15 protein-coding genes are annotated in these 14,212 nt (G+C 69.5%); 3 read left to right on the top strand and 12 right to left on the bottom strand.

Annotation, left to right across the window (positions count from 1 at the left end; genetic code table 11):
* Positions 1 to 131: 131 nt before the first annotated feature.
* From ACWDTS_RS25310 to ACWDTS_RS25300, 3 genes are all read left to right on the top strand, one after another.
* On the top strand, positions 132 to 998 hold the full coding sequence (locus ACWDTS_RS25310) for a class I SAM-dependent methyltransferase (protein WP_450111129.1): 867 nt from the start codon (positions 132 to 134) through the stop codon (positions 996 to 998).
* 104 nt (positions 999 to 1,102) lie between these two features.
* Positions 1,103 to 1,465 (top strand): RidA family protein, encoded by a 363-nt coding sequence (locus tag ACWDTS_RS25305; RefSeq protein ID WP_197254246.1) that lies wholly within the window; start codon positions 1,103 to 1,105, stop codon positions 1,463 to 1,465.
* A gap of 96 nt (positions 1,466 to 1,561) precedes the next feature.
* Positions 1,562 to 2,083 (top strand): MarR family winged helix-turn-helix transcriptional regulator, encoded by a 522-nt coding sequence (locus ACWDTS_RS25300; protein ID WP_450111130.1) that lies wholly within the window; start codon positions 1,562 to 1,564, stop codon positions 2,081 to 2,083.
* Positions 2,084 to 2,170: 87 nt separating this feature from the next.
* On the opposite strand, the gene ACWDTS_RS25295 is transcribed toward ACWDTS_RS25300, so the two are convergent.
* The 12 genes from ACWDTS_RS25295 to ACWDTS_RS25240 form a co-directional block, all read right to left on the bottom strand.
* Positions 2,171 to 3,073 carry a DUF1353 domain-containing protein gene (locus ACWDTS_RS25295; protein ID WP_450111131.1) on the bottom strand — a complete coding sequence of 301 codons (903 nt, stop codon included), beginning with the start codon at positions 3,071 to 3,073 and terminating at the stop codon, positions 2,171 to 2,173.
* A gap of 144 nt (positions 3,074 to 3,217) precedes the next feature.
* A complete protein-coding gene (locus tag ACWDTS_RS25290) occupies positions 3,218 to 4,249 on the bottom strand; it encodes a Rieske 2Fe-2S domain-containing protein (RefSeq protein WP_450111132.1) in 1,032 nt (343 codons plus the stop codon).
* Positions 4,250 to 4,251: 2 nt separating this feature from the next.
* A complete protein-coding gene (locus ACWDTS_RS25285; RefSeq protein ID WP_450111133.1) occupies positions 4,252 to 4,467 on the bottom strand; it encodes a recombinase-like helix-turn-helix domain-containing protein in 216 nt (71 codons plus the stop codon).
* Between the two features lie 12 nt (positions 4,468 to 4,479).
* Positions 4,480 to 5,430 carry a PDR/VanB family oxidoreductase gene (locus ACWDTS_RS25280; protein WP_450111134.1) on the bottom strand — a complete coding sequence of 317 codons (951 nt, stop codon included), beginning with the start codon at positions 5,428 to 5,430 and terminating at the stop codon, positions 4,480 to 4,482.
* An 89-nt stretch (positions 5,431 to 5,519) separates the two neighbouring features.
* Positions 5,520 to 7,184 carry a thiamine pyrophosphate-binding protein gene (locus ACWDTS_RS25275; protein WP_197254258.1) on the bottom strand — a complete coding sequence of 555 codons (1,665 nt, stop codon included), beginning with the start codon at positions 7,182 to 7,184 and terminating at the stop codon, positions 5,520 to 5,522.
* A complete protein-coding gene (locus tag ACWDTS_RS25270) occupies positions 7,177 to 7,959 on the bottom strand; it encodes an SDR family oxidoreductase (RefSeq protein WP_450111136.1) in 783 nt (260 codons plus the stop codon). Before ACWDTS_RS25270 ends, ACWDTS_RS25275 begins: the two co-directional genes overlap by 8 nt.
* A gap of 19 nt (positions 7,960 to 7,978) precedes the next feature.
* Entirely contained in the window at positions 7,979 to 8,731 is a 753-nt protein-coding gene (locus tag ACWDTS_RS25265) for a 3-oxoacyl-ACP reductase family protein (protein WP_450119243.1), read from the bottom strand.
* A gap of 3 nt (positions 8,732 to 8,734) precedes the next feature.
* Complete coding sequence (locus ACWDTS_RS25260; RefSeq protein WP_197254263.1) at positions 8,735 to 9,241, bottom strand: cupin domain-containing protein; 507 nt, start codon at positions 9,239 to 9,241, stop codon at positions 8,735 to 8,737.
* A 31-nt stretch (positions 9,242 to 9,272) separates the two neighbouring features.
* The gene (locus ACWDTS_RS25255; protein WP_450111138.1) at positions 9,273 to 10,061 is read right to left on the bottom strand and encodes an alpha/beta fold hydrolase; all 789 of its coding nucleotides are present in this window, start codon (positions 10,059 to 10,061) and stop codon (positions 9,273 to 9,275) included.
* A complete protein-coding gene (locus tag ACWDTS_RS25250; RefSeq protein WP_450111139.1) occupies positions 10,058 to 10,987 on the bottom strand; it encodes a VOC family protein in 930 nt (309 codons plus the stop codon). Before ACWDTS_RS25250 ends, ACWDTS_RS25255 begins: the two co-directional genes overlap by 4 nt.
* Positions 10,988 to 11,096: 109 nt before the next feature.
* Positions 11,097 to 12,626: an aldehyde dehydrogenase family protein gene (locus ACWDTS_RS25245; protein WP_450119242.1), complete on the bottom strand. Its 1,530-nt coding sequence runs from the start codon at positions 12,624 to 12,626 to the stop codon at positions 11,097 to 11,099.
* Positions 12,623 to 13,999: an MFS transporter gene (locus ACWDTS_RS25240; protein ID WP_450119241.1), complete on the bottom strand. Its 1,377-nt coding sequence runs from the start codon at positions 13,997 to 13,999 to the stop codon at positions 12,623 to 12,625. Before ACWDTS_RS25240 ends, ACWDTS_RS25245 begins: the two co-directional genes overlap by 4 nt.
* Positions 14,000 to 14,212: the final 213 nt, after the last annotated feature.

Genomic DNA, 14,212 nt, shown 5'->3' with positions numbered 1-14,212 from the left:
GGTACCGGATCGAGACACGAGTGTGCTCTCTGTCACATTGAGGTGTCAATCGTCCCTCCCGTCACACCGGCATCGCGGTCGGCGCGGCGCTGGAGTCGGGCGCGCATCCCCGCACCCCTACCCTTGTGGTCATGCCCGACGCTGTTTCCCCGTCCGACGACCGCCACGCGACCGCGAATGCCCTCCTCGGCACGTCGAAGGCGGGCCGCGCGCGGGTGGGATCGCGCGACAGCGAACGCGCGAGCCGGATGTGGTGGGACGCCGACGCCGAGGACTATCACCGCACCCACGGCGAGTTCCTCGGCGTGGACTCCAGCGAGGGCGAGTTCGTGTGGTGCCCGGAGGGGCTGCACGAGGGTGATGTGCACCTGCTCGGGGAGGTCGCCGGCAAGGACGTCCTCGAGGTCGGATGCGGTTCGGCGCCGTGTGCGCGGTGGCTGGCCGGGCAGGGCGCCCGGGCGGTCGGCCTGGACATCTCGATCGGGATGCTGGCGCGTGGCGTGACGGCGATGGAACGCGGCGGGCCGCGGGTGCCGCTCGTGCAGGCCGGCGCCGAGGAGCTGCCCTTCGCGGACGGGAGTTTCGACGTCGTGTGCTCGGCGTTCGGCGCGGTGCCGTTCGTGGCGGATTCGGCGCGGGTGATGCGCGAGGTCGCGCGGGTGCTGCGGCCCGGCGGACGGTGGGTGTTCGCGGTGAATCATCCGATGCGGTGGATCTTCCCGGACGATCCGGGCGAGCGCGGACTGGTGGCGATGTTCCCGTACTTCGACCGCACGCCGTACGTGGAGGTCGACGACGACGGGGTGCCAACCTACGTCGAACATCACCGGACCGTCGGGGATCGGCTCCGGGAGCTCGTGGCGGCGGGTTTCGAGGTGTACGACATCGTCGAACCGGAGTGGCCCGAGCATCTGGATCGCGAGTGGGGCCAGTGGAGCCCGCTGCGCGGGGAGATCTTCCCGGGTACTGCGATCTTCTGCAGTCGTAAGCCGGTGTGAGCGAGGCGCCGTCCGGCGCACCGTCGACGAGCGACGACCCCTTCCTATTCAATTAGTTGAGCGCTAAGATAAATCCGATCCCGTCTTCCGACCCTGGAGATTCCATGTCCCTCACCGCTGTCAGCGCCCAGCACCCCTACAGCCCCGCGTATGTCGCCGCCGGCCTCGTCTTCGTCTCGGGCGCCCTGTCCGTGGACCCGGAGGGTGCCGCCGTCGGAGGCCGCACCGAGGCGCTCGACGCCGCCATCGACCGGATGACCGACCGGCTCGCCGTCGTCGGCGGCACGCTCTCCGACGTCGTCAAGCTCACCTACTTCGTCACCGACCTCTCGCTGCGGGAGGAAGCGAACCGGCAGTTCGAGCGCCTGTTCCCCGAGCCCCGGCCGGCACGCACCTTCGTCGAGGTCAGCGCACTCCCCTACGGTGCCACCGTCGAGATCGACGCGGTCGCCACCCACCGCGCCTGATCCTGCATTCCCCGCGCGCCCCACGCAGGCCGTATCGTGATCATTGCCTTTGCGCTCAACAACCGAGCGTGACGACGGCGAACACGAGGAGGCCACGTGGGGCGCGACACCGTTCCGGAACACGATGCCGTCGACGACATCGTGAGTCAGTGGGCTCGCCAGTGGCCCGACCTCGACGTGACACCCCTCGAGGTGCTCGGGCGCCTGCACCGCACGTATCTGCGGTACCAGAGCGCCATCGGACGCGTCTTCGACGAGTTCGGCATCAACATGGCCTCGTTCGACGTGCTCGCCGCCCTGCGCCGCGCAGGCGAACCGTACCGGATGACGTCGGGTCAGCTCGCCGAGAGTTCGCTGGTGACCACCGGCGGCATCACCCTCCGCATCGATCGCCTCGTCCAGGCCGGTCTCGTCCGGCGCGAGCGCGACGAGGAGGATCGCCGGATCGTGCACGCGCAGCTCACCGACGAGGGCAAGAAGCTGATCGACGAGATCGCCGTCGCCCACTTCGAGAACGAGGCGCGCATGCTCGCGGGTCTGTCCGCCGCCGACCAGGCCGCTCTCGCCGGACTCCTCCGCAAACTCGAGCACTCCATCATCCGGCACGACGGGGAATGACGGCCGCCCCACAGCGAGACGGAAAACACCTGGGGCACAACAGAACGCGCCCGCACCGGAGAAGGTGCGGGCGCGCTCGTCGGTTTCTCATTCGGCTCGCGCCGGCGACTCGATGACCGGATACTCGGGCCCACCGGACACCGGCGGGCGGCCGAGCGTCGCACAGATCGCGTCGACAACGAATCCGATGACATCGGCGAGCATCAGCAGGATTCGCGTCAGCAGCGTCGACAGCAGCATGGGAAGAATGGTGGGCAGGATCAGAGTCACGATCATCGCCGCCGTCAGATTCTCCCGCACGGCCTCGCGATATCTCTTCCCCGGTGTACCGGGCGGCGCCGCCTCGCGACTGACGAGGCCGGCTCCGACGAAAACCGCTGCGAGACAAGGAAAAAACGCCGCCGAGGCGACACCGGCACCCGGGAGCGCCGGGACGGCGGCCGTCGCGACACGCCCCCACAACACCAGCGCGAACAGCAGGACGAGCAGCGCATACGGCGGGGACGCGAACACCCGAACCGTCGCCCACATGATCCACTGCGTGACGACGCCCGCGTCCGACTCGTGGCGGAGAGTGCTGCGGAACCGCGCATCGGCTCGTCGTCTCATGGCCCGGGCGCGCATGGGGTCCGCCTTGCCCACGTCCCTCGCTGCAGCACACTGGGTGTCGTGCAGCAGGGCGGGCATGGTGTGGCCGCCGTAGCTCGCGATGAGTCCCCACATGCACGGTGGGATCGATGCCAGATCCGACGTCGACTGCGCGCGCACCTCGAACTGTTCGCCGTTCTCGACGGCCGGGGCATCCTGCCAATCGTCCTCGTCCACGGCCGGGGTGTAGCGGAACGTGTCCAGCACTTGGAACCGGGTCGTCGTCTTGAACTGCCGCAGAAGCAGATTCGGCAACGAACCCGCGCCCTCCGGTGCCAGTTGACGGAGGCCGACCTCCGTCTTGCGCACCCAGCGGCCGTCCTGCAACTCGATGAATGGCATAGGCCATGCTCCACACGTCGAATCCGTAATGCCGCCACCGCGACGGAGCGGCCCTGACCCGATCAAGTGTCGAGCGAACCCGAGATCCCGGACAGCCACCCGGGGGTGAAGAATCCGCCACCCTCGGGCGTGCCGTCCTCCGGATCAGGATTCGGCCGCGGCTGCGGCCAGCTCCTCCGCGCGCGCCCGGTACAGCCGGCGCAACCGCATGACACCGAGGTCGTGCTGGTAGAGGTTCTCGGCCGCGTCGGCGTCGGGAGCCATCCCCTCGAGCATGACCCGATCTTGCTCGAGTACCTCCCAGTGCCGTTCCTCGAGCACGGTGCGGTACAGGAAGCGCCACACGTCGCGTTCCCAGCCCTGGACCCGGCGATAGCGCCAGAAGAAGACCGCGGTGGTGTCGGCGTCGATCGGGGTGCCCATGCCGACGATGCCGAACGGTCCGCCGGGACCCGCGGTCGGCGGGTACGGGATCTCGAGGTCGACCCAGTCGGCACCGGTGCGGCAGTACTCGACCCAGTCGAAGTTCACGCCGCGCTGGTCGGTCTTCTCGAAGAAGAAGCCGCGGTCGGTCTCCCGGATCCGGAAGCGGGCCGAGGTTTCACCCCCGAACATCGAGTGTGATTCGTGGTGCAGGAACGCGCCGTGCATGGGATCGAGCAGGTTCTCGAGCGCGAAGCGCCACGGCGCCTCCCACTCCGCGTAGCACAGGAATGCCGAAACATCCTCGTCCACAAGCGGATCCGGAAGTTCGAGCGGACCCGGTTCGGCGTCGGGATCGGTGCCGAACCAGGCGAGGATCGCCCCGCCGACCTCGCGGACGGGCAGCGACGAGACGAGCTTCTTGCCTTCGAGGTTGCAGCCGGGCATGCCGGGGACCTTCGCGACGGTGCCGGTACCGTCGACCTCGACGCCGTGGTAGCGGCACGCGAGGCGATCGCCCAGGTGCACGCCCTGCGAGAGTGGGGCACCGCGGTGTGGGCAGCGGTCCTCGAGCATGCGCACGGTGCCGTCGGATCCGCGGTAGAGCACCCAGTCCTCGCCGAGGCGGCGCAGCTTGCGGATGCCACCGCGTTCGACGAAGTCCGACGGGCACACCGCGTGCCACTGGTCGCGCATGCCGGTCGCGAAGATCTCGTCGGCGGTCTTCGGGGTGCGGCGCAGTCGATTCACCATGGTCAGGCTCCGATCCGGTGCATCTCGGCGGTGAACGACTCGGGGGTCCACTCGGCCCCGTCGGGTCCGTGGATGCCGGAGTCGTTGAGCCCCTTGACTAGTCCCTCGAGGTGGTGGACGCCCGATCCGAAGACCGCTTCGATCGCCTTGGCGAGCTTGACTTCGTAGGGGGTGGGGTCGGCCGTGCGGGCCTGATGAATCTTCAGGTAGCGATCCATCCTGGATCCTTTCTACAGGTCCAGCACCAGCTCGTCGGAGCGGGCGCGGGAGACACACAACATGATGGTGGCGCCGGATTCCTGTTCGGCGGCGCTGAGCAGGGAGTCGCGGTGGTCGGGGGTGCCGCACAGCACCCGGGTCTCACACGAGCCGCAGATGCCTTCGCGGCACGAGTTGGGCACGTCGACACCGGCGTCCTCGAGAGTTTCGAGGATCGACCGGTCCGGGGCCACGGTCGCGGACACGCCGGAGCTCTCGCACACCACCCGGAAGGAGGCGTCCTCACCAGCGGCGGCGGCGCGTTCGGGGGCCTTGAACCGTTCGAGACGGATCGCACCGTCCGGCCAGGCCGGCGCGTACGACTCGACGGCGGCCAGCAGCCCTTCCGGACCGCACGTGTACACGAGGGTATCCGGTCGCGGATTCTCCAGCAGCGCAGCCAGATCCAGCATTCCGTCGCGGTCCTCCGCGACGACGCGCACACGGTCTCCGTAGCCGGCGAGTTCGTCGAGGAACGCCATGGTGGAGCGGTCGCGGCCACCGTAGTGCAGTTCCCACTCGGCGCCGGCGCGTTCCGCCTCGGTGATCATCGCCAGGATCGGGGTGATGCCGATCCCGCCGGCGACGAACAGGTAGCGCGGGGACGGCAGGAGCTCGAAGTTGTTGCGCGGCAGGCTCACCGCGACGGTGTCGCCGGGGCGCAGGGTCTCGTGGACGCGGCGCGATCCCCCGCGCCCGGACTTCTCGAGCAGGACCGCGACGCGGTAGCCCGTCTTGTCGTCGGGGTCGCCGCACAGCGAGTACTGGCGGACGTGGCCACCGCCGAGATGAAGGTCGAGGTGCGCTCCGGGTGTCCAGCGCTCGACCGCGGCACCGTCGGGATGTTCCAGCCGCAGGGAGACGACGCCGGTGGACTCGATCCGCATCTGACGGACCATCAGGTCGACGGTGTCTGCAGTCATGTTTTCCTCCGGGGAGATCAGTTCAGCGCTTATTAGTTTAGCGCTAAGATGTTATCCGCGCCACAGTCGCCGGGAAGTTTTTCCGGGTGCTAGCCGACCGGTACGGTGACCGGCGGCGTGAAGGGCGTCGGCATCGGCCCGTAGGCCGCGAGATCGACCTCCACGAGCACGGGCGCCTGCCGCGACACCGCGTCGGCGAGAACGTCGTGGGCCTCCCCGGCAGCGGCGATGCACCGGTACTCGACCCCCACGGCTCGAGCGAGCAGCGCGAAATCCGGGGTTGCCAGATCGACCGCGTACGGTCGCTCACCGGCCCCGATCTGCATGTTGCGCAGCACCCCGTAGCCGCCGTCGTTGCACACGAGCAGCACCAGCCACGGCTTCTCCTGCGCCAGGGTGAGGATCTCCCCCAAGTGCACGGCCAGTCCCCCGTCGCCGACGAGCGCGAGCGTCGGGCGGGTCTCGTCCGCCAGTGCGGCGCCGATCGCCATACCGAGGCCCTGCCCGATGCCACCGCCCCGTGGGAAGACGTTGGCGCGCGGGTCGTACATCGGCAGCAGGCGATTGCCCCACGAACTCGACGCGATCGTCACATCGCGCGCCACGACGGCATCGCGAGGCAATGCCGCGCGCACGGCGTCGCACAGCACCGCATGGTCACCCAGCCCGGCGCGCTGCGTCGCGCGCACCCGGTCGCGGGTCTCGCGGGCCCGCGTCGTCCAGTGCTCCTCGACCGCATCGCCGAGTCCGTCGAGGCGCCCCGCGGCAGCGAGGAACGCACCGATCTCTCCCACCACGGGCAGATCCGCCGGGAAGACGCGGCCCGGCGCGGCCGGGTCGAGGTCCACCTGAATATGACTCGCGGGCATGGGAATCGAGTAGTCACCGGTTTCGTTCGACCGGAAGTGCGTGCCCAGGGACAACACGAGGTCGGCGTCGGCGAGCAGCGCCCGCCCGAGCGGCGACGTCGCGTAGTTGCCGATGCACAGAGGGTGATCCTCGGGCACCGCACCGCGGCCGGAGTTGCTGGTCAGCAGCGGAACACCCCACCGTTCGACGAGGGCGGTCAGCGCGTCCCCTGCTCGCGCCGCTCCGCCGCCCGCCCAGATCACCGGGCGCCGTGCCTGTTCCATGGCCCGCAGCGCCTCGTCGAGACCGGTCGGCGCGGCGGCCGCCGGTTCGGCCTGCGGCACCTCCGCGGTCACCGGGCACTGCGCGTACTGCAGGTCGATGGGCCACTCGACGCTGGCGGGACCGCCGGGCGTGGCGAGCGCGTGGGCGACCGCCTCGCGCAGCACCTTCGCGGCGCTGTCCGCGTCGCGGATGGTCTCGGCGTAGGCCGAGACCGCGGTGAGCATCCCGAGCTGGTCCTTGGTCTCGTGGATGAATCCGCGGCCCGACCCGAGGTAGCGGGATTCGACCTGCCCGGTGATGTGCAGGACCGAGGTGCCGGAGGCGAGCGATTCGATCAGCGAGCCCGCCGCGTTGCCGGCACCGGTTCCGGTACTGGTCAGGGCGCAGCCGAGTCCGCCGGTGGCGCGGGCGTATCCGTCGGCGGCGTTGACGGCGGTCGCCTCGTGCCGCACCGGTACGAAGCGCAGTTGCCTGCTCACCGCCTCGACGAGGGGCTGGTTGTGGACGCTGACGATGCCGAAGACGGTGTCGACTCCGGCGTCGCGCAGCACCTGCACCAGCAGGTCCCCGCCGTTGCCGCCGGCTCGCGATTCGCTGGCCATGGGTTTCCTTTCAGACATAGCGCGCGACTCCGCCGCACACGTCGATGCTCGTGCCCGTCACGTACGACGAGCGGGGTGAGAGCAGGGTGACGACGAGGTAGGCGACCTCGTCGGCGTTGCCGAAGCGGCCGAGGCCGATCCCGCGGTCTGCGGCGATCTCGGCTTCCCACTCGGCGAAACTTCCGGTGTATCCGGAGGTTTCGTAGCGGCGCCGCCACTGCCCGGTGTCGACGAGACCGAGAGCGACCGAGTTGACGCGGATCGCCTCCGGAGCCAGTTCCAGCGACAGGGACTTGCTCAGGTTGAGCAGTCCCGCGCGGGCCGCGCTCGTGGTGACCAGCCGGGTCTCGGGCTGGCGGGCGAGGACCGCCGAGATGTTGACGATCGACGGTGCCGGCGACTTGCGCAGCAGCGGCAGCGCGGCGTCGACGGTGTTGAGCACGCTCGAGAACTTGAGGTCGAACTCGTCGCGCCAGTCGTCGAGGGTGGTCTCGGCGCGCGGTTTCATCCGCGAGTTGCCCGCGTTGTTGACCAGGCCGTCGAGGCCGCCGAAGGTGTCCTGGGCGCGGGCCACCAGGTCGGCGACCGCGTCCCGGTCGCGGACGTCGCACGCCGCGGTGAGGATGCGTTCGCGGCCGGCGAGGCCGTCGAGTGCCGCGTTCAGGCGGTCCACGTCGCGGGCGCAGGTCACGATGTTCGCGCCCTCGCCGAGCAGCATCCGCACGGTGGCGAGGCCGACGCCGGAGCTGCCTCCGGTCACGAGATAGGTGCGATTGTTCAGAAGCAGGTCCACGACCCGGTCCTCTCAGGTGCTAGTGCAGGACGAATCCGCCGTCGACGACGAGTTCCTGCCCGGTGATGTACGACGCCTCGTCGCCCATCAGGAAGGCGACGGCTCCGACCAGATCCGCGGGTTGCTGCGGCCGCGTCAGGGCCCGGTTGAGCCGGTACAAGTCGTGCCGGTGCTGCGGAACATGTTGTGCCGATTCACTTTCCGTCAGTCCGGGCGAGACGGTGTTGACGGTGATCGCGTACGGTCCGAGATCGCGGGCCATCGTGCGGGTCAGCGCGGACACGCCGCCCTTGGACGCGATGTAGTGCGTGAGCCTCGGGGAACCGTAGTGCGCCGCGTCGGATCCGATGGTGACCACGCGGCCACCGCCGCCCTCGATGATCGAGGGCACGAGGGCCCGGCAGACGAGGAACGTGCCGCGCAGGTTGACGTTCAGGACGCGGTCCCACTCGTCGATCGGCAGTTCGTGCACGGCCTTGCCGCCGACCCCGTCGGCGAGCGCGGCGTTGTTGACCAGGCCGTACAGCGGGCCGTGTGCGGTGACCCGGGCGGCCATCTCGTCGACCGAGTCGGCGTCGGCGAGGTCCACGGGGACGAACTGTGCCGCGATGCCGTCGGAGCGCAGTTTCGCGGCGGCGTCCGTGCCGCGGTCGGCCGCGATGTCGGCGATCCACAGCGCCGCGCCGTCGGCGCCGAGACGGCGGGCGATCGCCAGGCCCAGGCCGCGCCCGGCTCCGGTGACGACGACGGTGCGGTCGTCGAGGGCACCCACGGGTCAGTCCCGGGAGACGCCGAAGACCGCGGAGGTCTCGGGGTAGGTGGGAACCTGCGGCTTCTGCGTGCCGATGATCACGCAGAACAGCGCATCGGTGGTGCCGGTGTTCTTCAGGCTGCGCGGCACGCCGGCCGGCACGACGATCATGTCGCGGTAGCCGAGGGTCCGCTTCTCGACGACGCCGTCGCGGTGGATGCCCACCTCGACCTCGCCTTCGAGGACGAAGAAGGCCTCCTCGGCGTCGTGGTGGGTGTGCTCGGGCCCCTCGGCGCCGGGCGGCAGCAGCATGTTCGAGAACGTGAAGCCGCGGGAGCCGATGGTGCGGGTGTCGTTCTCGTGGTTGCCGGTGGCGCCGGAGCCGACGTAGCGGATCTGGGCGCGCCGGAACTGATCTCCGGCTTTGGTCTGGAATCCGAGGGTGTCCCAGTCCTCGTGGCGGGTGCCGCGGGTCAGGATGAGCGAGTCGGTGAATTCCTTCAGGTCCGCGGTCGCGTAGTCGAGTGTCATGGTGGTTCTCCGTTTCTTCGGTGAGTCGTCGTCAGTGGGTCGAGTGGTTGCTCAGGCGTTCGGTGATTCGCACGAACGATTCGATCCAGGCGTCGAACGCCTCCGGGCGTTCCTGGTTGGCGAGATGTCCCGCCCCGCGGACGGTGACGAACACCGCACCCGGGATGCCGCCGGCGAGAACCTGGCTCGCCGAGATGCCGGTGACGGTGTCGGCGTCCCCGCACAGCACGAGCGTCGGAACGTCGATCTTCTCGAGGTCGCCGGTGTGGTCGGTCGCGGCCATCGTTTCGGCGGCGTGACCGTAGCCGGGCAGCCGCACCGATTCGGCCATGATCGCCGTCGCGCGGTCGACGAGGTGCCGGGGTGCGTCCGCCGACAGCAGCCGCGGGGCGCGACGGCGCGCGAAGTCGGCCGGTCCGCTGCGGTCGAGATCCGCGGCCCGCGCCCGCATGTTCTCGGCGCTGTCGGGGTCGGCGCCGGATCCGACCGACGACGCGCCGAGGATCAGGCTGCGCACGAGCTCGGGGTGCCGCAGCGCCAGCCGGGTGGCGAGTACACCGCCCCAGGACATTCCGAGGATGTGTGCGCCCGCGTCGCCGCACCGGTCCCGGACGATGTCCGCCGCGGCGTCCGCGTAGTCGTCGAGGTCGAGCGGCCGCACCGGGTCGTCGCTGCGCGCGTAGCCGGGGGCGTCCCACGCGATCATGCGGAGCGATTCGGCGAGTCCGGTGAGCTGCGGGGCGAAACTGTCTGCGCTGCCGCCGATTCCGTGCAGCATCAGCACGGCCGGGCCGGTACCGCGTTCGACGACGTGAATCATGATGCCTGCATCCGGTCGAGGCGCGCGAAGGCGCCGGGGTCCGGGATGCCCGCCATGTGCTCGCGGACCTGCCGCGACGGCGGGCCGGCGGTGCCCCACAGGTCGGACAACTCGGGGACGCGGCGCCACACGCGGCACAGCCAGCGGTCCTCGTCGACCTGTGCGATGCCGGAGGTGTATTCGCACACCAGGCCCGCGGGGTCGGCGAAGTAGGAGAAGGTGTTGTCGCCGGGGCCGTGCTTGCCGGGACCCCACAGCGGCAACTGTCCGTGGTGGCGCAGCCGTCCGATGCCGCGCATGAAGTGGTCGACCGTCGGCATCTCGTAGGCGACGTGGTTGACCGACGCCCATTCGGCCTGGTTGAACGCGATGCTGTGATGGTCGGAGTTGCACCGCAGGAACGCCATCTGGTGTTCGGACCAGTCGGAGACGCGCATGCCGAGTACGTCGCAGTAGAACTGCACGGATGCGTCGATGTCGACGGTGTTGAGCACGACGTGCGTGACCCCGACCGGCACCGCGTCGTCGCGGACGAGCGCGGGAACGGCGAGGGTGTCGGCGACAAGTTCGAGGACCCGGCCTTCCGGGTCGACGATCCGCAGTCCGTATCCGCCGCCGGCGTCGTCGATCGGTCCCGGCCCGTGCACGACGGGGATGCCGCGGGCTTCGACCCGCCGGGCAGCCTCGTCCACCTCGGCGGGGGTCGCGACAGCGAAACTGATGCGGCCCAAGCCGTTTCGTTCCGCCTGCGTGAGCTGCAGGACGTGGTGCTGCTCGCCGGTGCCGCGCAGCCACGCGCCGGTGGTGCCCTGTTCGACGACGCGCAGTCCCCAGACCTCGGAGTAGAACTCGGCGGATTCGGCGGCGGCGTGGGTGCGCAGCTCCACCGAGCGCAGGCGGCGCAGCCGGGCGATGGGTTGGTTCATGAGAATTGCCTTCCAGTGGCGAATGTCATTTATCTTAGCGCTAAGATATTTGCTTGTACAGGTCCCCCGGCCGAAATGTTTTCCGGGACCGGGGAACCGGACGAGGCGGTCAGTCCGCCCAGGGGTCGGGGGCGTCGTCGAGACCGAGATACACGCTCTTCTGCCTCGAATACGCCGCGATACCGGCGCGACCCTTCTCGACCCCGAGCCCGCTCTCCTTGACGCCACCGAAGGGCGTCGAGATGCTGAATCGCTTATAGGTGTTGATCCACACCGTGCCCGCCTCGAGACGGCGCGCCAGTCGCCAGGCCCGGCGGTAGTCACGGGTCCAGATGCCGGCGGCCAGTCCGAACACCGAGTCGTTGGCCTGCGCGAGCAGGTCTTCTTCCCCGTCGAACGGCAACGCCACCAGGACCGGCCCGAAGATCTCCTCCCGGCACACCCGGGCGTCGTTGGTCAGCCCGTCCACGACGGTCGGCAGGTAGTAGGCGCCGCCCGCGAGTTCCGGGTCGTCGGGAATACGGCCGCCGCACAGGATCCGGCCACCCTCCCCCCGGGCCAGGTCGACGTAGGCGGCCACCGAGTCCCGGTGCGAGGGGTGCACGAGCGGACCGACCTGGGTGCGCGGATCCCGGCCGTTCCCGACCCGCAGCGCGCGGGTGCGCCGGACGAGTTCGCCGAGGAATCGGTCGTAGAGCGTGCGGTCGACGAACAATCGTGAGCCCGCGATGCAGCTCTGTCCGGACGACGAGAAGATCCCGTACATCACGCCCGCGACGGCCGCGTCGATGTCGGCGTCGTCGAGCACGATCGTCGGTGACTTCCCGCCCAGTTCCAGCGACACCGGCATCAGCTTCTCCGCGGCCGCGTGGGCGAGGGCGCGTCCGGTGCGGGTGCCGCCGGTGAACGTGACCTTGCCGACCTGCGGGTGCCGGACGATCGCGTCGCCGACGATCGAGCCCTTGCCGGGCAGGACCGACAGCAACCCGGGTGGCAGTCCGGCGTCGTGGACGATGCGCGCGAGTGCGAGCGAAACGAGCGGGGTCCACTCCGCCGGTTTCAGGACGATCGCGTTGCCCGCCGCGAGGGCCGGGGCGATCTTCTGGGCGTCGCTCGCGATCGGCGAGTTCCACGGGGCGATCGCCCCGATCACGCCGATCGGCTCGTGCACGCTCATCGACAGATAGTTGCCGCGCGGGGCGGTCAGGTCGTCGTCGGTGGTTTCGAGCACCGCGGCGAAGTAGCGGAAGGTCCCGGCCGCGCTGGCGACCAGCGCCGTCGTCTCGGCGAGCGCCTTGCCGGTGTTGTAGCTCTGCAGCAGCGCGAGCCGCGCGCTGTGCCGTTCGATCCCGTCGGCGATGCGGTGCAGGTGCCGCGCCCGCTCGTGGGGCAGCAGCGCGCGCCACGCCGGGTCGGCGGCGGCTGCCCGGCCCGCGGCGACGGCGTCGTCGACGTCGGCGGCGGTGGCCTGGTGCACGACTTGGAGGACCCGGCCGTCGGCGGGATCGACGACGGAGAAGGCCGGTCCGGTGGCGCGGCGCCAGGTGCCGCCGACCGCGATCTCGTCGGGGACGGGAACGAAGTCGAGGGTCGTGGGGTGGGCAGCCGTGGCGGGACGAAGGTCTGCGGTGGTGGTCACTGGGAGATCTCCTCGAGGGTCTTCTCGCGGGTCTCGACCGCGAACAGGCCGACGACGACCGCACCGACGAGTGCGACGGCGCCGAAGGTTCCGAACACGAGCGCGAGGGTTCCGCCGGCGCCCATGATGCCGCCGACGACCAGTGGTCCGACGATGATGCCGAGCCGGCCGGCAGCTCCGCCGATCGCGCAGCCGATGGCGCGCATCCGGGTGGGGTACAGCTCGGCCGTGTAGACGTACAGGGCCATGTTGACGGCGAAGACGAACAGGGCCGCACCGGCGGACCACAGCAGGACCGACATCGCCGATCCGGTGCCGGTCGCGGCGAGCAGGAACAGCAGGGCGGCGCACAGCACCATCGACGCGGTGATGCAGATGCGGCGGCCGAGATTGTCGATGAGGAACGCGACGATCAGGCAGCCGATGAGGCCGGCGACGGTCGTGAAGATGCTGTAGTGCAGCGCGGTGTCGACGCCGACGTCGAAGACGGTGCTGTAGAGGGTGGGCAGCCAGGATGCGATGCCGTAGTTGACGAAGTAGGCGCAGCCCCAGATGGCGGCGAGCATGAGCGTGCGACGCAGGTAGATGCCCTGGAACGCCTCACGGAAGCGACCGCGGGTGGTGTCGGCGACGATCGGGGCGACGGGTTCGGGCTCGGGCAGCGTCTTTCCGTATCGATCGGTGATCTCGGTTTCGATCCGGCGCATTGCGGCCTCGGCCTCGTCGTGCATGCCGCGGGAGGCGAGCCACCGCGGGGATTCGGGCAGCTTGAACAGCGCGGGGAGCAGCAGGATCGGGACGGCGCCGAGCGCGAACAGGATCTCGTAGCCGAATCGCGGGACCACCCAGGCGGAGACGATCGCCGAGGCGACCAGGCCGATCGGGAAGATCACCTCGTACAGCAGGACGAATCGTCCGCGGTTGTGGGCCTTGGTGATCTCGCCGATGTAGGTGGCCGCGACGGGTACCTCGGCACCGAGGCCGATGCCCTGCACGAATCGGAACATCAGGAACAGCATCAGGGAGTCGGTGAAGGCCATACCGAGGCTCATCACCGCGTACAGCGCGAGTGATCCGATGATCACGTTCAGCCGGCCGACGCGGTCGGCGAGCCAGCCGCCGCCGAGCGCACCGACGAGCATGCCGATACCCCCGATCGCGATGACCCAGGCGACGGATGCCGGGGTGAGATTCCACTTGGGAATCAGCACGGGAAGGGAGTACGCGATCATCAGCTGGTCGAAGCCGTCGAAGAAGGTGACGGCGCCGACGATGACGCGCGCTTTGATGTGCCAGCGGCTCATCGGGAGCCGTTCGAGCCTGGCACTGATCGTCTCGGTGGTACTGGACATGTGTGTCGATACCGGTGTCATCGGGGTCCTCGGTCTCGGAAGCCAGATACTTAAGTCCTTAAAGACTTACCGCTAAGATGTAACCTGGCACACTCCCGATCCGTCAACCATTGACTTTCAATCGAGGATGACATATAGGCGACTGCTTCATCGAAGGTTCGGCGGCGGCCGGGTCTTCGTCCCCGCCCGTTAAGACCCGTGCGTGGTTTCGGCAGCAGCCGCTACCGAAACCAC

This window comes from Rhodococcus sp. NPDC003383 (genome assembly GCF_053589115.1).
Note: the sequence above shows the minus strand (reverse complement) of the source record. Positions and strands in the feature narration are given on the sequence as shown.

Excerpts from the sequence above, each read along its gene's own strand:
- ACWDTS_RS25255 (WP_450111138.1), bottom strand. The coding sequence starts at position 10,061 with ATGATTCACGTCGTCGAACGCGGTACCGGCCCGGCCGTGCTGATGCTG.
- ACWDTS_RS25260 (WP_197254263.1), bottom strand. The coding sequence starts at position 9,241 with ATGACACTCGACTACGCGACCGCGGACCTGAAGGAATTCACCGACTCG.
- ACWDTS_RS25275 (WP_197254258.1), bottom strand. The coding sequence starts at position 7,184 with ATGTCTGAAAGGAAACCCATGGCCAGCGAATCGCGAGCCGGCGGCAAC.
- ACWDTS_RS25305 (WP_197254246.1), top strand. The coding sequence starts at position 1,103 with ATGTCCCTCACCGCTGTCAGCGCCCAGCACCCCTACAGCCCCGCGTAT.
- ACWDTS_RS25295 (WP_450111131.1), bottom strand. The coding sequence starts at position 3,073 with ATGCCATTCATCGAGTTGCAGGACGGCCGCTGGGTGCGCAAGACGGAG.
- ACWDTS_RS25250 (WP_450111139.1), bottom strand. The coding sequence starts at position 10,987 with ATGAACCAACCCATCGCCCGGCTGCGCCGCCTGCGCTCGGTGGAGCTG.
- ACWDTS_RS25280 (WP_450111134.1), bottom strand. The coding sequence starts at position 5,430 with ATGACTGCAGACACCGTCGACCTGATGGTCCGTCAGATGCGGATCGAG.
- ACWDTS_RS25285 (WP_450111133.1), bottom strand. The coding sequence starts at position 4,467 with ATGGATCGCTACCTGAAGATTCATCAGGCCCGCACGGCCGACCCCACC.
- ACWDTS_RS25290 (WP_450111132.1), bottom strand. The coding sequence starts at position 4,249 with ATGGTGAATCGACTGCGCCGCACCCCGAAGACCGCCGACGAGATCTTC.
- ACWDTS_RS25310 (WP_450111129.1), top strand. The coding sequence starts at position 132 with ATGCCCGACGCTGTTTCCCCGTCCGACGACCGCCACGCGACCGCGAAT.
- ACWDTS_RS25240 (WP_450119241.1), bottom strand. The coding sequence starts at position 13,999 with ATGACACCGGTATCGACACACATGTCCAGTACCACCGAGACGATCAGT.